General features: G+C 73.7%; 15 protein-coding genes. 3 read left to right on the top strand and 12 right to left on the bottom strand.

Annotated elements, in window-relative coordinates; genetic code table 11:
* Positions 1–22: 22 nt before the first annotated feature.
* From AB0G28_RS33070 to AB0G28_RS33030, 9 genes are all read right to left on the bottom strand, one after another.
* The gene (locus AB0G28_RS33070) at positions 23–724 is read right to left on the bottom strand and encodes an alpha/beta fold hydrolase (protein WP_361098111.1); all 702 of its coding nucleotides are present in this window, start codon (positions 722–724) and stop codon (positions 23–25) included.
* Between the two features lie 305 nt (positions 725–1,029).
* Positions 1,030–1,296, bottom strand: coding sequence for a phosphopantetheine-binding protein (locus AB0G28_RS33065; protein WP_361098108.1), 267 nt, complete (start codon positions 1,294–1,296; stop codon positions 1,030–1,032).
* A 10-nt stretch (positions 1,297–1,306) separates the two neighbouring features.
* Positions 1,307–1,501 carry an MbtH family protein gene (locus AB0G28_RS33060; protein ID WP_361098105.1) on the bottom strand — a complete coding sequence of 65 codons (195 nt, stop codon included), beginning with the start codon at positions 1,499–1,501 and terminating at the stop codon, positions 1,307–1,309.
* A 15-nt stretch (positions 1,502–1,516) separates the two neighbouring features.
* On the bottom strand, positions 1,517–5,845 hold the full coding sequence (locus AB0G28_RS33055) for an amino acid adenylation domain-containing protein (protein WP_361098102.1): 4,329 nt from the start codon (positions 5,843–5,845) through the stop codon (positions 1,517–1,519).
* Positions 5,842–10,884 carry an amino acid adenylation domain-containing protein gene (locus AB0G28_RS33050; RefSeq protein ID WP_361098099.1) on the bottom strand — a complete coding sequence of 1,681 codons (5,043 nt, stop codon included), beginning with the start codon at positions 10,882–10,884 and terminating at the stop codon, positions 5,842–5,844. The genes AB0G28_RS33055 and AB0G28_RS33050 overlap by 4 nt, the downstream gene beginning before the upstream one ends.
* 74 nt (positions 10,885–10,958) lie before the next feature.
* On the bottom strand, positions 10,959–12,206 hold the full coding sequence (locus AB0G28_RS33045) for a glutamate synthase-related protein (protein WP_361098096.1): 1,248 nt from the start codon (positions 12,204–12,206) through the stop codon (positions 10,959–10,961).
* A complete protein-coding gene (locus AB0G28_RS33040) occupies positions 12,203–13,198 on the bottom strand; it encodes an asparagine synthetase A (protein WP_361098093.1) in 996 nt (331 codons plus the stop codon). Before AB0G28_RS33040 ends, AB0G28_RS33045 begins: the two co-directional genes overlap by 4 nt.
* The gene (locus AB0G28_RS33035; RefSeq protein WP_361098090.1) at positions 13,195–14,463 is read right to left on the bottom strand and encodes a methylaspartate mutase; all 1,269 of its coding nucleotides are present in this window, start codon (positions 14,461–14,463) and stop codon (positions 13,195–13,197) included. The genes AB0G28_RS33040 and AB0G28_RS33035 overlap by 4 nt, the downstream gene beginning before the upstream one ends.
* A complete protein-coding gene (locus AB0G28_RS33030) occupies positions 14,460–14,888 on the bottom strand; it encodes a cobalamin-dependent protein (protein ID WP_361098087.1) in 429 nt (142 codons plus the stop codon). The genes AB0G28_RS33035 and AB0G28_RS33030 overlap by 4 nt, the downstream gene beginning before the upstream one ends.
* Positions 14,889–15,104: 216 nt before the next feature.
* Between AB0G28_RS33030 and AB0G28_RS33025 the strand changes: the two genes are divergently transcribed.
* Genes AB0G28_RS33025 through AB0G28_RS33015 form a run of 3 tightly spaced genes read left to right on the top strand, consistent with a single transcriptional unit; the run spans position 15,105 to position 18,570 of the window.
* Positions 15,105–16,133, top strand: coding sequence for a TauD/TfdA family dioxygenase (locus AB0G28_RS33025; RefSeq protein WP_361098084.1), 1,029 nt, complete (start codon positions 15,105–15,107; stop codon positions 16,131–16,133).
* The gene (locus AB0G28_RS33020) at positions 16,133–17,794 is read left to right on the top strand and encodes a non-ribosomal peptide synthetase (protein WP_361098081.1); all 1,662 of its coding nucleotides are present in this window, start codon (positions 16,133–16,135) and stop codon (positions 17,792–17,794) included. The genes AB0G28_RS33025 and AB0G28_RS33020 overlap by 1 nt, the downstream gene beginning before the upstream one ends.
* Positions 17,795–17,808: 14 nt before the next feature.
* The gene (locus AB0G28_RS33015; protein WP_361098079.1) at positions 17,809–18,570 is read left to right on the top strand and encodes an alpha/beta fold hydrolase; all 762 of its coding nucleotides are present in this window, start codon (positions 17,809–17,811) and stop codon (positions 18,568–18,570) included.
* Between the two features lie 45 nt (positions 18,571–18,615).
* Here AB0G28_RS33015 and AB0G28_RS33010 read toward each other — a convergent pair whose 3' ends face one another.
* From AB0G28_RS33010 to AB0G28_RS33000, 3 genes are all read right to left on the bottom strand, one after another.
* The gene (locus AB0G28_RS33010; protein WP_361098076.1) at positions 18,616–18,861 is read right to left on the bottom strand and encodes an ATP F0F1 synthase subunit C; all 246 of its coding nucleotides are present in this window, start codon (positions 18,859–18,861) and stop codon (positions 18,616–18,618) included.
* Positions 18,862–19,101: 240 nt separating this feature from the next.
* On the bottom strand, positions 19,102–20,535 hold the full coding sequence (locus AB0G28_RS33005; protein WP_361098073.1) for an alpha-L-fucosidase: 1,434 nt from the start codon (positions 20,533–20,535) through the stop codon (positions 19,102–19,104).
* A gap of 23 nt (positions 20,536–20,558) precedes the next feature.
* Entirely contained in the window at positions 20,559–23,435 is a 2,877-nt protein-coding gene (locus tag AB0G28_RS33000; protein ID WP_361098070.1) for a beta-galactosidase, read from the bottom strand.
* Positions 23,436–23,507: the final 72 nt, after the last annotated feature.

Raw genomic sequence — 23,507 nt, 5'->3', positions numbered from 1 at the left:
ACCCAATGTGGCGTTCGGTGCGTCAGACGCACCCAACGCCACATTGGGGCGTTTGGGCCGCCACGGCGTGCAAGGTGCGCAGCAGGGTCGCCGGGCCGCTGGTCAAGGGGGTGGCGAGCAGGTGGCCGCCGTCTTCGGTCGAGGTGGTGAAGCGGCCGGTCGTGGCGCTCGCCCAGCCCGCGACCACGGCCGGCGGCAGACCCCGGTCCTGCGCGCCGGCCACGGCGTGGATCGCGAAGCCGGGCACCGGGTCCGGCCGGTGGCGGTAGGTCCGGCAGACCGTCAGGTCCGTCCGGATCGCCGCCACCGCCAGTTCGCGGATCGCCGTGTCATCAGGCAGGGCCGTGGCCAGGCCGCACCGCTCTAACAGCTCCGCCGCACCCGCCGAGGTCGGCGGGGTCGGGCCCGGCCACGCGGGCGGTGGTGGCGCGCACGCCGGGACCACGATCCGGGGCCGTAGCTCGGAAGGCAGGGCCCGGGCGACTTCGTAGGCCAGCAACGCGCCGAAGCTCTGGCCGTAGAACAGCGACCCCGGACGCAGGTGCGGGGAAAGCCCGGCGAGGACCGCCGACACCAGCGCCGCGAAGGAGTCCGGCATCGGGTCGCCGAACCGGCCGCCGCGGCCGGGCAGGCGGATCGCCCAGACCTCCAGCTCCGGGGCCAGCGCCGCGGCCAGGCCGGCGAACGCCGTGACGTCGCCGCCCGCGTGCGGGAAGCAGACCACCTGCGGTGTCCTCGTCGGCAGTGGGTGCGGCCGGTAGCACCAGTCGCCCGCCACCGCCGGGCGAGGAGCCGCCGCCCGCGCACCTACGGCAGGTGCCGTGCCCGGCCGAGCACCCGCCGCAGACGAACCCACGCCGGCTGCCACCACCGGGTGAGGAGCCGCCGCGCGCGAACCCGCGCCCGCTGCGAGCGCCGGTCGAGCACCCGCCGCAGGCGAACCCACGCCCGCTGCCACCCCCGGCCGAGCACCCACCGCGAGCGAACCCACGACAGGTGCCACCCCCGGCCGCGGCCCCGCCGCGAGCGTCACCGCGTCCCCCGGCGGCCCACCAAGGCGACCACCGGCCGCGCGGGTGCCTCGCGGGCCGCGTGGACCGTCGCGACGAAGTCCGCCAGCGTGCGGGACGCCATCAGGTCACGCAGCGACAGGTCCACCGAAAACTCGTCCCGCACCCGGTACACCACGCGCAACGCGGTCAGCGAGTGCCCGCCCAGCTCGAAGAACCCGTCCTGCGGCCGCACCCCCGCCACGCCGAGCTCCTCGGCCCAGACCGCGGCGATCGTCTCCAGCATCCCGGTCACCTCAGACCCCGAGCGCGACGCGCAGGCTCTTCGGGCGGATGTCGGTCCAGGTCTCGTCGACCCAGGCCACGCACTCCTCGCGGGTCCCGCTCTTCCCCGCCGGCTGCCAGCCCGCGGGCACGGCCAGCTCGGCCGGCCAGATCGAGTACTGCTCCTCGTCGTTGACGACGACCGTGAAGTCCTTGAACGCGTCCACAGTGGATTCCTTTCCTCAGATGAGCTGACGGCTGTCCGCGACGAGCGCGGCGAGTTCTTCGGTGTAGGCGGTGACGTAGGCGTCGGCGACCTCGTCCGGGACCAGGGACCGCAGGTGGTCCACGGCCAGCAGGATCCGGCCCGAAGCCGGGTCCTGCACCAGCGCGACGCCGAGCGCGAAGTTGGTCGGCTCGTAGCGCATGTCCGGCTCGCAGCCGATCCGGTCGTCGACGATGCTCGTGGCCGAGCCCGCGAGCCGGCCGAGGGCGTGGAACCGCAGGAACGCGAAGCACGCTTCGAGCCGCGGGCTTTCCATCAGCCGGGCCAGCCGCGCGAACGGGACCCGGCGGTGCGGCAGCAGCGCGACCTCCATCTCGTGCAGCTCACGCACGAGATCCGGACCAGCGCGGTCCACGACCAGCGGAACCGTGTTGAGGAACAGCCCGTAGGCCTCGGTGCCGCTGCGCTCCTCCAGCCGTCCGTTCACCGAAAGCCCGGTGGTGACGCGGTCGCGGCCGGTGATCCGGCCCAGCGCCCGCACGTGCGCGGCGAGCCCGGCGGCCTTGACCGGGACGCCGGCCGCGGCCGCGATCGCCGCCAGCTGGGCCGGGGCGTCCGGCAGCACGCGCTCGACCGTGCGCGGGATCTCCGCCGTCGCGGCCGCCGAGTCCGTCTCGGACGACCAGAGGGCGCCGTTCGCGCCCGCGAGGCGGTCCCGCCAGAACCGTTCGCTCTCCGCCGACGCCGCCGCGGTCTGTTCGGCGGCGACGAAGTCGCGGAACGTCGACGCCGGTGGCGGCGCGAGCGGCGTGTCCGGGGAAGCGTGCCGTTCCAGGATCTCGGTGAGCAGGGACGTGAAGCTCCATCCGTCCAAAATGGAGTGATGCTCGGCGATGGTCAGCTGGAACACGTCGTCGGCCAGCCGCTGGGCCACGACCCGGAACAACGGCGGCGTGCGCAGGTCGAAGCGCGTCGCGCACAGGCCGTCGAACACCTCGGTCACCGCGTCCCGTTGCGCCGCTTCGGAAAGGCCGCGCAGGTCGGCCGTCTCCACCGGCGCCGGAGCTTCGGCGTGCACGAGCTGCATCGGCTCCCGGTAGCCGATCACGTCGAACGTCGTCCGCAGCACCGGGTGCCGGGTGATCGCCCCGGCGACCGCCGCGCGCAGGGCCCGTTCGTCGAGGCGGCCGGCGACCCGGTAGCTGTTGACGTTGTGGTAGCCGCCGGCGTCGCCGGACAGCTCCATGTGGTAGATCATCCCCAGCTGCATCGCGGCCATCGGGTAGGCGTCGACGACGTCGCCGGGCAGCTTCGCCAGGTCCTTTTCGGACAGTCCGGCGAACGGCCGCGCCGCCGCCGTTTCCCCGGCGCACGGCTTCAGCAGCGGCGCGAGGGCCGCCGGCGTCGGCGCGCCGAAGAGGTCCGGCAGGGTGAACGTCCAGCCGCGGTCCCGCAGCTTGCCCACCAGGTGCACCGCGCGGATGGAGTCGCCGCCGAGGTGGAAGAAGTTGTCGTGCGCCCCGGCACCCGGAACACCCAGCACGTCCGACCACAGCTCGGCGAGCAGCCGCTCCCCCGGCGTGCTCGGCGCGGTGTACCCGGCAGACGGGCGTGGCGCGGCGGGCGCGGGCAGCGCCGCCCGGTCCAGCTTCCCGTTGACCGTCACGGGCAGCCGGTCCAGCATCGTCACCGTCGCCGGGATCATGTGCTCCGGCAACGACTTCGCCAGGTGCGCCCGCAGGTCGGCGTGGTCGGGGTCGCCGGTGACGTAGGCGGCGAGCCGGTCGCCGTGCACGGTGACCGCGCAGGCGCCGACCGCGGGGTGGGTGCCCAGCGCGTGCTCGATTTCGCCCAGCTCGATGCGGAAGCCGCGGATCTTGACCTGGCTGTCGCACCGGCCGACGTACTCCAGACCGCCGCCCGCGAGCCGGCGCGCGACGTCGCCGGTGCGGTAGAGCCGGGCGCCCGGCACGGGCGAGAACGGGTCGGGCAGGAAGCGCTGCGCGGTGAGGCCCGCCCGGCCCCAATAGCCGTGGGCGAGCGCGCCGCCGCCGATGTACAGCTCCCCCGGCACGCCGGCCGGGCACGGCCGCAGCCACTCGTCGAGCACGTGGGCGCTCAGGTGCGGCAGCGGCGTGCCGATCAGGCTGCGCTCGAACCCCTCCGGCCCGGGCACGTCGTGGGTGGTGACGTGCACGGTGGTCTCGGTGATGCCGTACAGGTTGCACAGCGGCGCCGCCGACTCCAGCGCGAACCAGCGGCGGACCACCGCCGGGTCCAGCGCTTCGCCGCCGAGCATGACCTGCCGCAACGCCGGCAACGGACGGCGAGTCGCCCGCAGCTCGGCTTCGAGCTGACGCAGGGCGGACGGCGTCTGGCAGAGCATGGTCACGCCTCCGTCCGCGAGCAGGGCGGCGAACGCCTCCGGCGACCGGCTGACGAGGTAGGGCACGACGACCAGGCGGCCGCCGTGGTGCAGCGGGCCCCACAGCTCCCAGACCGTCCAGTCGAAGGCATACGAGTGGAACAGCGTCCAGACGTCGGTCTCGGCGAACCCGAAGTGCGCGTGCCCGGACTCCATCAGCCGCCCGGCGTGCTCGTGGGCCACGCCGACGCTCTTGGGCCGGCCCGTCGAGCCGGAGGTGAAGATCAGGTAGGCCAGGTCGCCGGGCCGGACCGGCACCCGCGGCCGGTCCGCGGAGTACGCGGAAACGTCCCGGGCCACGTCGAACACCGGCCACGGCCCGTCGGTGCCCTGGTCGGTGACGACCAGCCGCACGCCGGTGTCGCCGAAGACGAACGCGGCGCGGTCGTCCGGGGCGGCCGGGTCGACCGGCACGTACGCGGCGCCGGTCTTCAGCACCGCCAGGATGGCCACGACGATCGCGTCGGTGCGGTCCAGCAGCAGGCCGACCCGGTCGCCGGGCCGGACCCCCTCGGAGATCAAGGCGTGCGCGAGCCGGTTGGCCCGCCGGTCCAGCTCGGCGTAGGTGACGCTCGCGCCGCCGAAGGTCACCGCGGGCCGGGCCGGGAACCGGTCCACGGCGTCCTCGAAGGACTCGTGCAGGCACCGCGGCCGGGTGGTGGTGACGGCCGCCGGCCACGCCGGCTCCAGGTCGGTCTTCCACAGTGGACTGTCCGGTTCGGACAACACGGCGGCCAGCAGGGCGCGCCAGTGCCCGGTCATCCGGTCCACCGTGGCCGCGTCGAACAGGCTCGTGCGGTACTCGACCTCGCCGCGCAGCTCGCCGTCGTCGAAGGTGGACCAGGTGAGGTCGAACTTGCTGGTGCCGTTGTGGTGCACCCGCCGGGTCGCGGTGAGCGGCCCGAACCGCAGCGGCGCGGGGTCTTCGGCGTGCGCCCCGAAGACGACCTGCACCAGCGGCGCGTACCGGGGCGAGCGTTCGAGCCCCAGCGCGTCGACCACGACGTCGAACGGCACGTCCAGGCAGGCATAGGCGTCGAACGCGGTGTCGCGCACGTGCGCCACGAGGTCGCGGAAGCTCGCGGCGCGGTCGATCTTCAGCCGCAGCGGCAGGATGTTGACGAAGTAGCCGATCAGGTCGGCCAGCTCCGGCCGGTCGCGGGTGGTCACCGGGGTGCCGACGACCAGGTCGGCCGCGCCGGTGTAGCGGTTCAGCAGCGCGGCGAACGCGGCCAGCTGGACGACGAACGGTGTCGCGTCCTCCTCGGCGGCCAGCTCGCCGATCCGCGCGGCCAGTCCGGCCGGGAGCGTGAACTCCCGGGTGTCCCCGGCGAAGTCCTGCTGCGCGGGGACTTCCCGGTCGGCGGGCACCGCCAGGCGTTCGGGCGCGCCCTGGAGCTGCTCGCGCCAGTAAGCCAGTTGGTCGTCGTGAGCCACGGGTTCGGCGGCGTAGTCGGCGTACTGGGTGGCCAGCTCGGGCAGCACGGGCTCGCGGCCCTCGACGGCGGCGGTGTAGCACTCCGCCAGCTCCCGCTCGAACACCCCGGCCGACCAGCCGTCCCACACGATGTGGTGCACGACGAGGACCAGCGTCGTCGCGTCCACCAGCGTCGCGCGCAGCAGTGGCCCGGTGGTGAGGTCGAACCCGGCGGTCAGCTCGGGCTCGCCCCGGTGCAGCGGGATCCGGACGTCGTCGTGGACCGTCTGCCGTGGACCGTCCGGGCCGAAGGAGAACGTGGTGCGCAGGACTTCGTGCCGCCGGACGATCCCGGCGATGCTCCGCTCGAGGACGCCCGCGTCCACGGGCGCGTCGAAGGTGAACACCCAGGGCACGGTGTAGGCGGCGGAGCCCGGGTTCCAGCTGTCGAGGAACCACAGGCCGCGCTGGAGCCCGGAAACCGCGGTGGTCCGGCCGGTCATGCCCGCACCTCCAGTCGTCGTGCCAGTGCCCGGACGGTCCTGGCGGCGAACACCAGCCGCGGCGCGACCCGGGTGCCGGTCTCGGTGGACAGGCGCAGGGCGACGCGGACGGCGGCCAGGGAGTTGCCGCCGAGCCGGAAGAAGCTGTCGTCCATGCCGACCGCGTCGACCCCGAGCACCTCGGCCCAGACCGCCGCGACCAGCCGTTCGGCCTCGGTGACGGCCGGCTCGGCCGGCACCGCCGCCACGGCGCTCTCGGGCGAGGGCAACGCGGCGCGATCGAGCTTTCCGTTGTGGGTCAGGGGAAGCGCGGCGAGCACGGTGACGCTCGCCGGGATCATGTAGTCCGGCAGCAGTGTCGCGAGGTGGTCGCAGGCGTCCTGGTAGCCGGGCGGGGTGTCGCGGGCGACCAGGTAGGCCGCGAGCCCGCCGGCGTGCGCCACGACGGCGCAGTCCTTGACGCCCGGGTGCCGCGCCAAGGCGGCGGCGACCTCGCCGGGCTCGACCCGGAAGCCGCGGATCTTCACCTGGTCGTCGGCGCGCCCGGTGATGGTCAGCGTGCCGCCGGGCGTCCGGCCGCCGACGTCGCCCGTGCGGTACATCCGCGAGCCGGGTGGGCCGAGCGGGTCGGGCAGGAACCGGTCCGCGGTCAGGCCCGGCTGCCCGACGTACCCGATGGCCAGCCCGTCGCCGGTCGCGTACAACTCGCCTTCGGCCGAGGGCCGGAAGCCGTCGTCGAGCACGCGGACGTCCTTGTGCGCGACCGGGACGCCGATCGGGATCGCGTCGGCGGTGACGTCGGCGTCGCCGACGACGTGGCAGGTGGTGAAGCCCATGCTCTCGACCGGCCCGTAGCCGTTGACGATCCGCACGTGCGGGTACCGCTCGCGCAGCCGCGCCACGTGCGGCACCGAGGCGCGCTCGCCGCCGGTGAACACCACGCGCAGGCCGGCGAAGATCGCGGGGAACTCGTCGACGAGGAAGTTGAACAGGGTGGCCGACAGCTGCAGCTGCGTGACGCCGTGCCGGGCGACGAGCCCGGTCATCGTCTCCGGGTCCGGCCGCTGGCCGGGGTGCAGCACGCAGGTGCCGCCGAACAGGAGCGGGCCGTAGACCTCCAGGCCGAAGGCGTCCCACGACACCGGCGAGCACTGCAGCCACACCTCGCCGGGCGCGAACAGCGCGTAGTCCTGGCCGAGGTAGGTCGCGGCCAGCGCGCGGTGCGACGCGGCGACGCCCTTCGGCCGGCCGGTGGACCCGGACGTGAACATCACGCACGCGACCGCGTCGGCGCTGACGGGAATGCCGAGGTCGTCGTCGGGCCCGTCGGCGGCTGCGACGAACTCGCGGTCGACGACCAGGCGGGCCTGGACCGCGGCGATCGCGTCCGCGCGCCGGGCTTCGGGCAGCTCCGGGTCCAGCAGCGTGTAGCCGGCGCCGGCCTTGAGCGCGGCGAGCAACGCCACCACGAGGTCGGTGTCGCGCTCGATCGCCACGGCGACCACCGCACCCGGGGTCACGCCGTGGGCGCGCAGGCGCCGGGCGACGCGGTTGGCCCGCGCGTTCAGCTCCGCGTAGCTCAGTTCGTCGTCGCCGGAGACCAGGGCGACGGCGTCCGGGCCGCGGCGGACCTGCTGCTCGAACAGCTCGTGCACCGGCAGGTCCGGGCCCGCGGGGACCGGCTCCGCGAGGACGACGTCCGGGTCGGTGACCAGGTCGGTCACCGCCGTCCGCCAGGCTTCGCCCAGCGCGGTGAGGGTCGCGGCGTCGAACAGGTCGGTGTCGTACTCGATCCGGCCGGTGAAGCCGGTGCCGTCGTCCTCCACCGACCACGAGAGGTCGAACCGGGACAGCTCGTTGACGTGCAGCCGCCTCGACAGCCGGGCCTCGCCGAACGGCAGCGGGCTCGGGTCGGCCGTGTGCATCTCGAAGACCAGCTGGAACAGCGGGTTCCGCTCGCCCGAGCGCTCCCCCAGCACCCGGCTGGTGATCTCTTCGAGGGGCACGTCCTGGTGGCGGTAGCCGTCGAGGGCGACGCCGCGGACGTGTTCGAGCACGTCCCGCAGGGTCGCCCCGGGCTCGATGCGGAACCGCAGCGGGACGAGCGTGATGAAGTAGCCGATGAGCGCGTCGAGCTCGGGGCGTTCGCGGACGCTGACCGGGGTGCCGAACACGAGGTCGTCCGCGCCGCCGGTCCGGTGCACGGCCAGGACCAGGCCGGCCAGCAGGACCATGAACGGCGTGGCGTCGGCGTCCCGCGCGAACTCCCGGACCGCGGCGGCGAGTTCGGCGTCGAACGCGAAGCGGTGGTAGCCGCAGATCTGCGCCGGTTCGGCGGGCCGCGGGTGGTCGGGCGCGAGGGCCGGGCGGTCCGGCAGGCCACGCAGGTGCTCGGCCCAGTAGGCGAGCTGTGTCTCGGCGATCCCGTTGTCCTGCAACCACTTCGCGTAGTCGGCGTACTGGACGGCCAGGTCCGGCAGCCGCGGTTCGCGACCTTCCAGCAGCGCGGTGTAGCACTCGCGCAGTTCGCGGTCGAGCACGGCGAGGGAGCCTTCGTCCCAGACGATGTGGTGGAAGACGAGCACCAGGCTCGCGGTCGTGGCCGACGTCCGGATCAGGCGGGCCCGCAGCAGCGGCCCGGTTTCGAGGTCGAACGGCGTCCGGGCGTCGGCGGCGATCAGCCCGGCCGGGTCGGCGGCCTCGGTGATCCGGAACGGCACCTCGAGCCGCGGGTGGATCACCTGGCGCGGCAGGGCTCCGCCGACCTCGAACGTCGTGCGCAGCGCTTCGTGGCGGTCGGCGACCTGCTGCAGCGCGGTTCTCAGCAACTCGTCGTCCAGCGAGCCGGTGAAGTCGAAGACCCAGGGCACGTTGTAGGTGGAGGTGCCCGGCTGCCAGGCGTCGAGCAGCCACAACCCACGCTGGAACCGCGAAAGCGGGGCTTCGGTGGCCGGGGTGCGAACCGGGCCGGGACGCGCGTCGCCGGCGTCGTCGTTCATCGCGGCGGCGAAGCTCTCCAGGGTCGGCGCGTCGAAGATGCGGTACGGCGAAACCGGGCCGAACACCTCGAGCACCCGGCCGGCCACCCGGACGGCGGTGAGCGAGTCACCGCCGAGGTGGAAGAAGTTGTCGTCGAGGCCGACGCGCGGGACGCCGAGGACGTCCGCCCAGATGGCGGCGAGCAGCTGCTCGGCCGGGGTGCGCGGGGCCCGGTAGCCGGTCTCGGCGCGGGCCGGTTCGGGCAGGGCGGCGCGGTCGACCTTGCCGGCGGCGGTGAGCGGCAGCTGCTCCAGCGGCGTCACGCTGGCCGGGATCAGGTGCTCCGGCAGGGACTTCGCCAGGAAGTCCCGGATTTCCGGGTAGCCGGGTGCTTCGGCCTTGGCGACGACGTACGCGGCGAGCTGGGTGCCTTTGGCGGCCTCGTGGGGCACGACCGCACAGGCGGCGACGGCCGGGTGCGCGGACAGGGCGTTCTCGACCTCGCCGGGTTCGACGCGGAAGCCGCGGATCTTCACCTGGTCGTCGGCGCGGCCGAGGAACTCGAGTTCGCCGTCCGCGGTGCGGCGGGCGCGGTCGCCGGTGCGGTACATACGGCCACCCGTGAACGGGTCCGGCACGAACCGCTCGGCGGTGCGGCCGCCGTCGCCGAGGTACCCGGCCGCGAGGGCGGATCCGCCCAGGTACAGCTCGCCTTCGGCGACGGGCCGCAGGTGGTCGTCGAGCAGGTGCGCGACGCGGTCGCCGACGGGGGTGCCGACGGTGACCCCGCGGCCGGGCCGGACCTCCTGCACGGTGGAGGTGATCACGGTTTCGGTCGGGCCGTAGGCGTTGAGCAGCCGGACGCCGGTCTTTTCGAGCCAGGTGGCGGCCGCGGCCGGGGAGAGCCGGTCACTGCCGGAGATCATCGTCCGCAACGACGGCGGCACCACCCGACCGGCACTGATCGAGGCGACGAGGTCGTGGAAGTACCCGGCGGCGACGTTCGCGACGGTGACCCGTTCGGTTTCGAGGAGCTGCCAGAACTCCTCGGCGGAGAGGAGCTTGGCTTCCGGGACGACGAGGCAGGCTCCCGCGGTCAGGGCGGTGGTGATCTGTTCGACCGCCACGTCCACTGTGGACCGGGCGAAGTGGAGGACGACGTCGTCGGCGCGGAGGCCGAACCGGGCGGAGATCGCCTCGACGTGCGCGGCCAGCGGGCCGTGCGCCACGGCGACCGCCTTGGGTTCGCCCGTGGTGCCCGAGGTGTGGACGAGGTAGGCGAGCTGCTCATCGGCGATGGGCAGGTCGCGGCGACCCGGCACTGCCGCCGGCCCGGCCGCAGTTGCCGCCTCCGGCTCGACGCCATCGCCCGCAGCATTCCAGCGAACTCCGGACTGCCGCAGCTCACCGTCACCCGGCACCGCCGCCTCCGGCCCGACGCCGCCGCCCACAGCACTCCAGCGCACCCCGGCCGACCGTAGGTTGCCGCCACCCGACACCGCCGCCGGCCCGGCCGCCTCCGGCCCGACGCCACCGCCCACAGCACTCCAGCGCACCCCGGCCGACCGCGGGCCACCGCCACCCGGCACCGCCGCCGGCCCGGCACCGCCGCCCGGAGCGACCCGAGGCGGCCGCCGCTCGCTGCTGTCCGGCGGCGGAACCTTCACCTCGCCGTTGGCCAGCAGCAGCTTCACCCCGGCCCGCTCGATCAGCCGCTCGTTGCGCCCGGCGGGCGCCGCCGGGTCCAACGCCAGGTGCACTCCCCCGGCGCGCCAGACCGCGAGCAGGCCGGTGACCTGCTCGAACCGGTCCTCGCCGCGCACCGCGACCACGTCACCCGGCACCGCGCCCGCCGCGGCCAGCCGGGCAGCCACCTCCGCGACCCGCTCCGCCAGCCCGCCGTAGGTGAGCACGCGATCGCCACAGCGAAGCGCCGGGCGGTCCGGCCGGCGGGCCGCCGTTCGCGCGACGCGCACCGGCACCGGGACCGGCGGGCCGGTCAGCTCGCCGAGGTCGAAGGAATCGATCGTCACGGCCGGTTTCTCGTCCTGCACCGACATGCTGGGCTCACCCCGAACTGACCACAAAGGATGGATAAAGGGACCACCGGGGATCCGGTGTCACACAAGCAAAACTAGGCGGTCGGAACCGGCTCGACCGGCAGCTGGAGCGGCAGATTGTGCGGCAGTGGCCCGGCAGCCCAGACGTCGTCGGCCGCCAGCGCGTCCGGGCGGTACTTGCCCAGCGCGCTGATCAGCAGCCGGGCCTCCAGCGCCAGCGCCTCGACCAGCCGCTCCAGCCCGTGCGAACGGTCTTCGTCCACCGCCACCAGGGCCGCCCGGCCGAGCGCCGCCGCGCGGACGCCCAGCGCCAGCGCCTTCACCACCCGCGTTCCTTCCCACATGCGGCCGCCGGCGAGCAGGCAGCCCTCCGGGGGCCCGATCCGCCGCAGGCACTCGGCCAGCGGCAGCCCGACGTGGCCGAGGAACGCGGTGGGCGCCCAGCCCGTCCCGCCTTCCGCGCCGTCGACGGTCACCGCGTCCGCGCCCGCCGCCCATGCCACCCGGGCCGCCTCGGCGACGTCGCGGCCCGGCGGCAGCTTCACCCAGACCCGGGCGCGCGGGAAGTTGTTGCGCATCAAGCGGATCTGCTGGCGCAGGATCTCGCCGGTGAACGTGCCGGGACTGCCCGAGCGCAGCTTCCGGTCCCCGGAGCCGACGGAAGTCAGCGCGTACTGCCCGTCGACGCGGGCCGCCGCGGCCGCGTCCAGCAGCGTCATCCCGCCGAGCCCCGGCTTGGCGCCCTGGCCCACCTTCAGTTCGAACCCGAGCCGTCCCCCGTCGAGCAACGCCGACGCCGACGGGTCGCTGTACACGAGGTTCCAGACCTCGGCGTCGGCGTCCTCGGTGCTCTGCTGCACCACGACTCCGCCGAGCCCGCCGGGCACCTCTTCGGCGTAGGCCCGGACCCGGGTGAGCAGGGCGTTCTGGTACCCGTTGACCGGCACGACGTTCTCGCCGAGCACCATCGGGATGCCGAGCCGCCCGGCCTGCCGGGACGCCGCCATCGCGAGGTCGCCGCCGCCGAGCCGCGTCGAGCCGAACGCCGAGAGGAACACCGGCAGCGGCGAGGCGAACCCGCCGACCGCGGTGGCCAGGTCGACGTCGGTGAACAGCGGCTCGCGGCCCAGCTCGATCAGCTTTTCCAGCCGCAGCGGCACGAACACCGGCGGCACCAGGCGGGCCCGGTCGAGCTCGTCGCCGTCCGACGCCACCGCACCGAACACCTCGTGGCCGTAGGCGGACTCGGCCGGGAACACCGCGGCCGCGCCCCGCGCGGCGCGGTCCCGGACCGCGGCCTCGGGAAACCCGGCGGCCCTCACGGCGCCACCAGCCCGGGGACCTTCGGGTAGGCGTTGACCCGCCACACCGCGTCGAGGCCGGTGAGGAACCGGACGAGCCGCTCCAGCCCCAGCCCGAAACCCGCGCTGGCGGGGATGCCTTCGCGGACCATGTCGAGGTACCAGCCGTACTTGGCCGGGTTCTCGCCCGTCTCGCGCATCCGCGTGACGATCCGGGCGTAGTCGGACTCGCGTTCGCTGCCGCTGGCCAGTTCGCCGAACCCGCCCGGCGCGAGGAGGTCGAAGTTGCGCAGGATCCCGGGCTCGGTGGTGCTTTCGCGGTCGTAGAAGCCGCGCGAGCCCTTCGGGTAGTCGTCGACGAAGAACGGCCGCTCGGCCTTCCGGGACAGCAGCTCCTCGCCGGCCCAGTCGATCTCCGCGTCCGGGCTCTGCGGGTGGCCCAGCTCGTGCAGCCGGGCGACGGCGGCGGCGTGCGTCGTGCGGCCGAACGCCCCGGACAGCACGCCGGCCAGTGCCGTGAGGTCCCGGCCCAGCCCGGTCAGCTCGCCGGGGACCGTCGCGAGCACGTGCTTCACGATGTGCGTCAGCAGCCGTTCGGCGACGTCCTGGGCCTGCGCCCGGCTCGCACCCGCCAGCTCGACGTCGATCTGGTGGAACTCCGCGAGGTGCCGCCGCGTCGAGCAGGTCTCCACCGGCTCCGCGCGGACGTTCGGCGCGATGTAGAAGATCTTCCCGAAGCCGAGCAGCGACGCCTGCTTGTAGAGGATCCCGCTGGTCATCAGCTTGTAGCGGTGGCCGTAGTAGTCGACGTCCAGCTGCTTCGACCCGCGGACGCCGGGGTCGGTCACCGGGCCGATCACCGGCGGCAGCAGCTCGGTGAACCCCTCGCCGCCGAGGAACTCGCGGACCGCGACCAGCACCTGGTGCTGCACGCGAAGCGCGCTCTGGGTGACGGGTGAGGCGAGGTGCACGGGCAGCGGCGGGGGCAGCTGTCCGTCGTAGGTGTCGTTCATTGCGCTCCTCCGGGTCCGGCCCCGGCCCGGGCGGGCGGGGGCGCGTCGAACTTCCGCTCCACGTGGCACAGCGCGGACAACAGCTCCGCCGAGCCGGTCCGGGACGGCCGCGCGCCGCGGGACGGCGGCCGGATCGGCAGGCCGCCGGTGTCCGCCCACTGCAGGCGGCCGGCGGCGTCGAGGTAGCCGCGGGCCCGGCCGGCGTTGTCCGGGTGCAGGCAGTAGGGGATGTCGAGCAGACCGCGGGCGAACGCGGCCGGCACCGTCGCGGCGAGGTCGTCGCCGAGGTCCAGGACGGCCTCGACCAGCGTGGACGCTTCTTCGAGGAGACCGGTGTCCGCGGCTTCGGCTTCCGCCCGCGGGGTCTCGGCGGCGACGCGCGCGGCGAGTTCGAGCGCGTCGACGTTCTCCTCGACGGTCGGGATCCGGTGGGCCTCGGCGGCGGTCTTCACGATCAGCCGGGCCGCGCCGGAGCGCACCGCGAGCCGCGCGGCGGAGGCCAGCAGCCGGGCGGCGCCGTCCGGCGTCCGCGGGTACACGCCCATGTAGGCGTAGAGCACCACGTGCCACTCGACGCCGGGCAGGTGCCGCGCGGCCAGCCGGCGCAGCGCCCGCACCGCCTCCTCGTCCTGCGCCGGGTCGGCCTGCTGCGCGTAGCTCAGCGAGACGCTGCGGATGCCGTGGCGGGCGAAGAACATCGCCTCCAGCACGCTGATCGCGACCAGCATGCTCGGCGGGCACAGCTGGCCCAGCATGCAGCCGCCGAAGGTCTCCAGGTGCGGGACGCCGCCGGCTGCCGCCAGCAGGTCGCAGGCTTCCACCCAGTGCCGCACGGCGGTGGCCAGCGGAGTCCGGCTGTAGGGCAGGCAGTACGACACCGGCCCGCCCTCGGTCGCGTCGAGACCGGCCGCGACCAGCGTCCGGACGATGTCCTGCGGCCGGGCCGAGCCGTGCCGCACCTGCACCGGGAAGCCGGCGCCGAGCACGCCGTCGAGCATCGCGCGGGTCACTTCCGGGCCGTGCGTGACGAGCGGGAACCCGTTGAGCGGCACGCCTTCGGCCAGCGCGCGGGCCGCCGCGGCGAGATCGCCGACGCGGGTGTAGCTGTCGAGGGTCAAGGTGCCGACCGTGGTGGCCGCGGCCGCGCGGGTGCCCAGCAGGCCGGCCCGCATGGCCGCCGGCGTCGCGAACCCCATCCGCGGCTGGACGACCAGGCGGCCCGCCGCGTGCTCCCGGACGACGAACGCCCCGAACGGCACGGTCACGACGCCACCCCCACGGCGACGGCGGCGAGGTACCGGCGGAAGGCCCCGACGTCGCCGTCGCCGAAGACGCGGTCGAACCCCGCCGCGCGCAGCCGGAGCTCACCGGCGGCGCCGCGGGTACCGTCGACGCCGAGCTTCCCGCCGATGACCAGCGCCGCGCCGGCCAGCTCGGGCAGTGCCCGCAGCCGCGGGGCCAGCCGCAGGCCGTCGGCGTGTCCGTGCCCGTTGACGGTGCTGATCACCACGAGGTCCGGGCCCAGCCGGCGGCACTCGCCGATCACCAGGTCGTCCGGGACGCACGCGCCGAGGTTCGCCACCGCGAAGCCGAGTTCTTCCAGCAGCAGCTGCAGGTAGACGAGGTTCCAGGTGTGTGCGTCGGAGGCCGTGCTGCTGACCACCGCGACCGGGCGAAGTTCCGAAGTCACGATGCCGAACCTAGGAGCGGAACCGGGGCGAGACCGGCAGTTGGAGCGGCAGGACCGCGGCGGCAATGCGGGCGACGCGGAAACTGCCGCCGCACTGCCTCCCACTTGCCGCACAACCTGCCGCCGCGGGGCCGTGGCGCCGCTTAGCGTCGGCTCACGAGCGAATCGGGTGGTTCCACAGTGGACGCCCGCGGCGGTGCGGTGAAAGGACATGCGATGGGTTCCCTGGGCGTCAAAGAATTCCTGCCGCTCGACTGGGTGGTCGAACCCGGCGAGCCGGCGAGCGCCGAAGTGCGCGGGCTGACCGGCCTCTCCGAGGCCGTGTCCTGGCTCGCCGCGGCGGCGCCGTCGCTGCGGGCGGCGTTGCACCGCCACGGCGCGGTGCACCTGCGCGGCCTGCCGATCGCGAGCGTCGAGGACTTCGGGCAGGTGCGCGACACGCTGATGCCGGCGCGCACGCCGTACCGCGAGAAGGCGACGCCGCGCAGCGACTTCGGCAATGGCGTCTTCTCCTCGACCGACCTCCCGGCCGCGCAGCGGATCCGGATGCACAACGAGAACAGCTACACGCTGACCTTCCCCGGGCTGCTGATGTTCTCCTGCCTGATCGCGCCGCCCGAGGGCGGGGCGACGCCGGTGGCGGACGTCCGGAAGGTGCTGCGCGCGCTGCCGCCGGAACTGGTGGCGAAGGTCCGCGCGCACGGCTGGCTGCTGAACCGCAGCTACTCCGAGCACATCTCGACCGACTGGCGGACCGCGTTCGCCGCGGCCGGCCGGGAAGACGTCGAACGCTACTGCGCCGAGAACCTGATCGCCTGCCGCTGGCAGGCCGACGGGCACCTGCGGACCAGCCAGCTGCGGCCCGGCGTCATCAGCCACCCGGTCACCGGCGAGGAGGTCTGGTTCAACCACCTGGCCTTCTGGAACGAGTGGTCGCTGGACGAAGAGCTGCGCGAGACGCTGATCGACGAGTTCGGCCGCGACGACCTGCCGTTCAACACCGCCATCGGCGACGGCAGCCCGCTGACGCGTGAGGAGATGGCGGCGCTGGACGCGGCCTACGACGCCGCGACGGTGCGCAAGCAGTGGCAGCCGGGCGACCTGCTGCTCGTCGACAACATCCTGGCGACGCACGGGCGCGACCCGTTCCGCGGGGACCGCAAGATCGTGGTCGCGATGGGCGAGCCCGTCGACGTCGCCGACTGCGCGCCGACCGTGCGCCCGGCCGCGAGCGGGGTCCGCTGATGGCCGGCCTGCTCACCCGTTTCCACGACGCGGTCCGCCGCGCGCCCGAGCGGATCGCCGTGCGGGACACCGCGTCCGCGTTGACGTTCGCCGAGCTGGACCGCCGGACCGCGGCGCTGGCCGGCGCGCTGCGCGCCCACGGCGCCGGCCGCGGCGACCGGGTCGGGGTCGCCCTCGGCCGGGGCTGCGACCTCGTCGTGGCGCTGCTGGCCGTCTGGCGGACCGGTGCCGCCTACGTGCCCCTCGACCCGGCCTACCCGGCCGACCGGCTGGCCTTCATGGCCGGCGACGCGGCGATCCGCGTCCTGGTGTCGGCGACGGCCGCGCCCTGGCTCCCGGCGGACGCGGTCGTCGTGGCGCCCGGCGCGGAGGGGCCGCCGGTGCCCGACACCGCGGTCTCGGACCTCGACCCGGCCTACGTGATCTACACGTCCGGCTCGACCGGCCGCCCGAAGGGCGTCCCGGCGCACCACGGCGCGGTGGCCACGCTCGTCGCCGCGCTGGAGCAGGCGGGCATGTACGCGGCCGGCCCGCGGGTGGTCGCCTGGAACGCCAGCGTGTCGTTCGACGCGTCCGTGCAGCAGTGGGCCCGCGTGTGCCGCGGGGACACCGTCGTGCTCCTCGACGACGCCCACCGGACCGACCCGGCCCGGCTCGTCGCCTGGCTGGACGAATGCGGCGTGACGGACCTCGACCTGACGCCGTCGCACTGGACCGCGCTGCGCGAGCACCTGCCCGGCCGTTCGTTGCGCCTGTTCCTCGGCGGCGAGCCGATCACGGAGCCGATGTGGCGCGAACTGGCCGGAAGCGGGCTCGAGGCGCTCAACCTCTACGGTCCCACGGAGTCCACTGTGGACGCGACGGCGACCTGGGTCACCGGGCCGTCCCCGCACATCGGCGTCCCGCTGGCCGGCATCCGGGCCCACGTCCTCGACTCCGCCATGCGGCCCGCGCCGTCGGGTTCGTCCGGTGAGCTGTACCTGTCCGGGCCCCGGCTCACGGCCGGGTACCTCGGCCGGCCCGGCCTGACCGCCGGCCGGTTCGTGCCCGACCCCTTCGGGGAGCCCGGTTCGCGGCTGTACCGCACCGGCGACGAGGTCCGCTGGTCGCCGGACGGGACCCTGGAGTTCCTCGGGCGGCTCGACCGCCAGGTGAAACTGCGCGGCTACCGGATCGAGCTCGGCGAGATCGAAGCGGTGCTGCGCGACTGTCCCGGTGTCACGTCCGCCGTGGTCGTGCTGCGCGACGAGCAGCTGGTCGCCTACCACGTCGGCGGCGGCGAACTCCGCGAGGCGGCCGCCGCGACGCTGCCGGAGTACATGGTGCCGGCCGCGTTCGTCCGGCTCGACGAGCTCCCGCGCACGCCGAACGGCAAGCTGGACACCGCGGCGCTGCCTGCGCCGGACGCCGGCTCCGGCGGCCCGGCCCCCAGTGGACCGGTCGAGGAGCTGATCGCGGACGTCTGGTCGGAGGTGCTCGGCCGTGACGGCGTCGGCGCCGACGACGACTTCTTCGCCCTCGGCGGGCACTCGCTGGTGGCCCTGCGCGTGGTGGCCCGGCTGAAGAAGAACTTCGGCGTCCCGGTGTCCACCAAGGACGTCTACCGGCACCCGAAGCTGGCCGACCTCGCCAAGCACGTCTCGGCGCTCGCCACGACCTGATGAGGAGCACGGCGATGGACAACCCCAACACCGTGGTGCGGGCCCGCCCCAACCCGGACGCCACGAAGACTCTGGTGTGCCTCGGGTTCTGCGGCGGCGGCTCCGGCCCGTACCTGCCGTGGGCCGACGTGCTGCCGGCCGACGTCGAACTGGTGACGATCTGCTACCCGGGCCGCGACGGCCGGTTCCTCGACGACTTCGCCCCGGACTGGGACACCCTCGCCGAGGACGCGACCGAGGCGGTGACCGCGGCCGCCGCCCCCCGGCCGTACCTGCTGTTCGGGCACAGCATGGGCGGCTGGATGGCGTTCGAGGTGGCCCACCGCCTGCAGCGGCGCGGCGGCCCGCTCCCGGAGACGCTGATCGTGTCGTCGGCGAACGCGCCGAGCCGCGGGCTCACCCCGCGGGACATGTTCCCGGCCCAGCGGGACACCGACGAGCAGCTGGTGGCGTGGATGCGCACCAACGGCCTGCTGCCCGGGTACGTGCTCGACGACCCGGAGCTGAGCGAGATGGCGCTGGAGCTCATGCGGGCCGACATCCGGGTCCGCGACACCTTCGGCTACACCGAAGGCGCGACGGTCGAGGTCCCGCTGGAGGTCCTCACCGGCGCCGAGGACGACGTGATCGTGCCGGACGCGGCCGAGCAGTGGCGATCGCTCGCCCGCGGCGGTTACCGGCACGTCGAACTCCCCGGCGGGCACTTCTACACCCCCGAGATCTGGCGGACGCTGCCGACGCGGATCCCGGCCCTCACCCCGGTCCCGGCCGGCTGATCCCGTCGCCGCACGCGCCCGGGCCGGGCGCGTGCGGCGACGGGTTCACTTGGTGTAGGTGATGAAGTAGACGACGATGCCGATCAGGGCGAGCACCTCGGTCAGCACGAAGGTCGAGTAACCCATGGTCTGCAATTTCCCTCGCGCTTCCGGCTGCCGCGCGGTACCATTGATGACGGCCGCGAAGATGAGGCCGACGCCGATTCCCGGGCCGATCGCACCCAGCCCGTAACCGATGGCGGCGAGGCCGGGGTTGATGTTGGCGGTTTCGGCCAGAACGATGTCGCGCATGAGCATTCCCCTCTCATCGGTCCACGCGCACACTCGCGTGGAGCGGCTGATGATGCGTCGGAGTGCCGGAAATTCGACTGGTCGGGAGTCGTTGAGAAATTCGGGGATATCCACGAGGACCGAGAGGTTCGGTCACAGCGAGGATATCACCGAATCGACGGTTCCCATGACGCCTTATCGCTCACAGCGAAAAACGGAAACGATCGGGTATCGGCCGTACGCCCATTCCCGGAAAGCGTGTCAGGAGCGTCCGCAGTCGAGCTGGCTCGCCACCGCCCGGCCGCCCACCGCGGCCGTCGCCGTGAAGCGGACATACCGCGCCGGGCGAGGGCTGAACTTCGCGTGCTTCATCGTCTTGTCCGCCGGCCACCCGCCGCGGGCCGCCGGGGCGAAGCGGACGCCGTCGGTGCTCGTCTCGACCCGGAAGCCGGTCACGTCGCCGGTCGTGACGTACTCGCCGTTCACCTCGTCCTGGCGGGGCAGGTAGGTGAGCATGTCGATGCCGGGCCGGACGGTCCCCAGGTCCAGCGTCACCGACTGCGGCAAGGCCGCGGTGGGCTGCCACAGCGTCTGCTGCGCGCCGCCGTTGTAGTCGCTGTAGCCGTCGATGGCCTTCGCCGCGTCGCCGCTCGTGGCCGTCGCGGTCACCGGTGCCACCGGATGCGTCAGCCGCGGCGGCTGGGGTGGCAGCGGCGGACGGGCGGGGTTCGGCCGCCACAGGGCGCCTGCCTCGCGCAGGCGGGCGACGATGTTGTCGTCCAGCAGCCCGCTCGGCCCTGGCGGGCAGTTGAGGATGAAGGTCGACCAGCGGGGTTCGAGCTGCGCCAGGTGCCGGTGCACGATGTCGTCCGCCGTCATCAGGGACGTCGTGGGCGTGCTCGGGTGCCAGAACCAGCCGTTGGCCGCGATCGTCTGCCCCTGGCAGGCCGCGTACGTGTTGTCCGGCGCGGTCCACACGCCCTTCGGCTCCTCGTAGAACACGACGTCGGTGCCCCACGGCTCGGTGATCCCGGTCAGGCAGACCACCGCGCACCGCGGCTGCAGCGACCGGATGTGGTCGCGGATCTCGCCGTAGGGCACCTCCCGCAGCCCCATCTGCCACGACCAGCCGTCGATGACCAGCGCCGGGATGTCCCCGTAGCGGGTCAGCAGCTCGGTCAGCTGGCCCTTGACGAAGTCCAGGTCCGCCCGGCCGACCGAGCCCGCCGCGACGCCCTGCGTCCGGTCCCAGATGGAGAAGTACAACGCGGGCACCAGGCCCCGGGAGCGGAACGCGGTGACGTACTCGGCGACGACGTCACGGCGATGGGAGCTGTTCGCCACCGTGTAGCCGGTCAGCTTCGACGGCCACAGGCAGAAGCCGTCGTGGTGCTTGGTGGTCAGGACGCCGAAGGTCATCCCGGCCGCCTTCGCCGCGTCCGCCCACTGGCCGCAGTCCAGCGCGGTGGGCGCGAACGACTTCGGGTCCTGGTTGGGGTCCACCCATTCCGCGTCGTGGAAGGTCCCCATGTTGAAGTGCAGGAACATCCCGAACCGCAGGTTCACGAAGAACGACAGCGGATCGTCTGCCGTGGACGCTCCGGCGACCGGACCACCGGCCAGGGCGGGCAGCCCCAGCAGCATCGAGGTGGCGGCCGTCGCCTTCAGCAGGTCACGGCGGGAAAGCTCGGACACGGCGGGTTCCCTTCGGGAGCGGGTCAGCGGCCTCGGTAGGCCGGGCCGGGGACGTCGGCCACCGGCACCCCGCCCCGGTGGGTGCCGAGATCGACCAGACCGACCTGGCCGAGCCCGCGGGCGCCGTCACCCCACGACGCGATCGCGATCGTGTTGCGGCCGTCGGCGCGCAGGATGCCGGTGGGCAGCGAGAACACGTGCTGCGGACCGACGTTGTTGAGGTACCGGCCGAGGTTCCAGCCGTTGACGAAGATCTGCGCGCGGTAGACCAGGGCCGGGTCGTCGTCGATGCGCAACCCCACCGCGGTGTCCTGGCCGGCGGGCAGGTGCAGCGAGAACTCCGTGCGGTACCAGGTGACGCCCGGCTCGGTGCGGGCCGCGGGCAGGGACGTCCGCGGCCAGCCGCGGTCGGGGAACCCGGGCAGCGACCAGCCCGCGCGTTCCCCGTACAGCCCTCCGTTGTTGACCGGGCCGCGCACCGGATCGGCGAGGTCTTCACCGCCGAGGGTGCCCTGGATCTTCCACCGCACGGCCGGGGTTCCGCCGGTGAAGGCCGCGGACAGCAGGCCGCGCGGTTGCTTGTGCGCGTCGTTGACGTCCCAGTCTTCGTTGTGGCCCATGTTCTCCAGCAGCACCGACAGCACGCTGTCCGGTTTCAGCGTGCCCGCGGGGATGGCGAACTCGTGCGTGCCACTGCCGCTGCTGCCCAGGTAGGTGCCGTTCAGCCACACGGAGTAGACGCCCTGGTTGCCGGTGATCCCGTTCAGCGTGACGGCCGTCTCCGCACCGCTGGAGGAGAAGTGGCCGCGGTACCAGACGTCGCCGTGGTGGAACCCGTAGTCGTCGGCGTTGAGCACCGGCTGCCCGGCGGGCGGCTTCGTCGGGTTGTTCGTCGTGGTGTGGTCGGCGGCCGTCCACGTCGAGTCGTCGAAGTCCGGCCGGCGTTCCGGGGTCTCGTACCGCGTGCGCCAGCCGGTCAGCGCGGGCAGCGTGACCGGGGCCGGGCCGTCCAGCCGGCCCCGCAGTGTCCCGTCCGCGGTCCGGGTCACCGGCAGTGGACGGCCGTTCCACGTCACCCACCGGATCGACGGCGGCGCCCACACCTCGAGGTCGCCGGCCCGGGCGGTGTCACCGGTCAGCGCGAGCAGCGGCCCCGCCGCGGTGGCCGTGCGGACGAGGTCCGAACCGCGCTCCAGCACGGGTCCGGCGGCGGTGTCCTGCTTCCAGAAGGCGGCCGAGGCCGCGGTGTCGGCGATCAGCAGCTCCAGCGGGGTCCGGCCGCCGCCCTCGACGCGGACGCGGGCCAGTCCGCCGTGGCGGTAGTCCAGCCGCAGGTCACCCCGTGCGGCGTCCCACCCGTGGTCCACCACGCCTTCGAGCACGGTCACCTTGGGCTCGCTCGGATAGCGGAGCACCGTTTCGCCGTCCTGCCCGGCGCCGCCGTAGAGCACCGCGGTGTCGCGGCCGCCGATGCGGGCGTGCGTCATGAGCTCCGACGTCGAATAGACCAGCCGCTGCCCGCCGAGGTCGTAACCCGCCACGAGCAGCTTGGCTTCGCGACCGTCGACGTCCAGCGCGCCCTGCTGCGGAACGGCCGCGTAGGTCCCGTCGGGCCCGGTCAGGCCGAACGCCGTCCGCTCGTGCGTGGTCGAGGTGGTGTCCTTGTGCTGCGCCAGCAGGAACTGCGTGCGAGTGTCCGGATTGGACTGTGTCTTCACCGTGACGGCCGGGTTCGTGCCCGTGATGTCCGGGCCGGGGTCGGTCTTCGTGAGCGGCTCGACGGCCTGGGTGAAGTAGCCGATGCGTTTCTGCTCGTCGTACTTCGGGCCGAGCTGGCGCGCTTCGGAGATGGCGGCGCCGTAGTCGTAGGAGGTGTAGACGACGTTGGGGTCGGGCAGCCAGCCCCAGCTGGTCCCGCCGTAGGTCATGTAGAAGTTCTGCAGCGTCAGGCCGGAGGCGATGTTGTTCTTGGAGAAGACGTTTTCGAACGAGGCATCGGTCAGTTCGCGGCACTTGTCGTAGCCGGGACCGCCCCACGGGTCGAAGGAGCCGCCCTGGAACTCGGCGACGAACATCGGTGTGCCCGGGGAGACCGGCCGGGTCCAGCGGAAGTCGGGCGCGGGCTTCCACGCCTGCGGGTTGCGGCAGTCGAACAGGTTCGGGTAGCCGTCGAAGGCGTAGAGGTCCGGCGCGCCCGGCTTGCCCGGCGCCCACTTCCCGCCCGGCCAGACGTCGTTGTGGAACAGCGGCACGGTGATGCCGTCGGCCCGCGCCTTGTCGACCAGGGCCTGCATGTAGCCGGCGTCGAGCACCGTGCCGCTGTATTCGTTTTCGACCTGGTACAGCACGATCGGGCCGCCGCCGTCGGTGACCTGGCGCCGCTTGAGGATCGCGTCGATCGCGGTGAACCACTCCTGGGCGGCCGCGACGTAGTCGGGCGCGCTCGTCCGGGCGAGCCCGACCTGCCGGGTGAGCCAGCCGGGAAACCCGCCGGAATCGGTCTCGGCGTTGATGTACGGGCCGGGCCGGGCGATGACGTAGATGCCCGTCTCCTGCGCGATGTCGAGCAGCTTGCCGACGTCCCGGATCCCGGTGAAGTCGTACACGCCCTGCTTCGGCGAGTGGAAACCCCAGTCGAAATAGATCGAAACGGCGTTGAACCCGGCGGCCTTCATCTTCTGCAGCACGTCCCGCCAGAGGTCCGGGCTGGGCAGGCGCCAGTAGTGGAACTCCCCCGACCAGACGTACAGCCGCTTGCCGTCGAGCTCGAGCGAGTACTTGTCGTAGGTGACGGTGTGCGCCGGGCGCGCGGCCGCCCCGGCGGCGGGCGTGCTCGCGAGGAGCCCGGCCACCAGGGCACCGCAGAGACCGAGTGTCCGCAAGCGCTTTCCGATCCCCACGGGTGTCCCTTCCGCCGGCGGATTCCGTCGATTCGAATCGATTCGAATCCACGGCACGGCAATGCCGCGGAA

Source organism: Amycolatopsis sp. NPDC021455 (genome assembly GCF_040640995.1).
GTDB lineage: Bacteria > Actinomycetota > Actinomycetes > Mycobacteriales > Pseudonocardiaceae > Amycolatopsis.
Note: the sequence above shows the minus strand (reverse complement) of the source record. Positions and strands in the feature narration are given on the sequence as shown.

What these genes read in the sequence shown, in the direction of transcription:
- AB0G28_RS33040 (WP_361098093.1), bottom strand. Translation starts at nt 13,198, where the DNA reads ATGAACGACACCTACGACGGACAGCTGCCCCCGCCGCTGCCCGTGCAC.
- AB0G28_RS33025 (WP_361098084.1), top strand. Translation starts at nt 15,105, where the DNA reads ATGGGTTCCCTGGGCGTCAAAGAATTCCTGCCGCTCGACTGGGTGGTC.
- AB0G28_RS33010 (WP_361098076.1), bottom strand. Translation starts at nt 18,861, where the DNA reads ATGCGCGACATCGTTCTGGCCGAAACCGCCAACATCAACCCCGGCCTC.
- AB0G28_RS33015 (WP_361098079.1), top strand. Translation starts at nt 17,809, where the DNA reads ATGGACAACCCCAACACCGTGGTGCGGGCCCGCCCCAACCCGGACGCC.
- AB0G28_RS33055 (WP_361098102.1), bottom strand. Translation starts at nt 5,845, where the DNA reads ATGACCGGCCGGACCACCGCGGTTTCCGGGCTCCAGCGCGGCCTGTGG.
- AB0G28_RS33050 (WP_361098099.1), bottom strand. Translation starts at nt 10,884, where the DNA reads ATGTCGGTGCAGGACGAGAAACCGGCCGTGACGATCGATTCCTTCGAC.
- AB0G28_RS33065 (WP_361098108.1), bottom strand. Translation starts at nt 1,296, where the DNA reads ATGCTGGAGACGATCGCCGCGGTCTGGGCCGAGGAGCTCGGCGTGGCG.
- AB0G28_RS33020 (WP_361098081.1), top strand. Translation starts at nt 16,133, where the DNA reads ATGGCCGGCCTGCTCACCCGTTTCCACGACGCGGTCCGCCGCGCGCCC.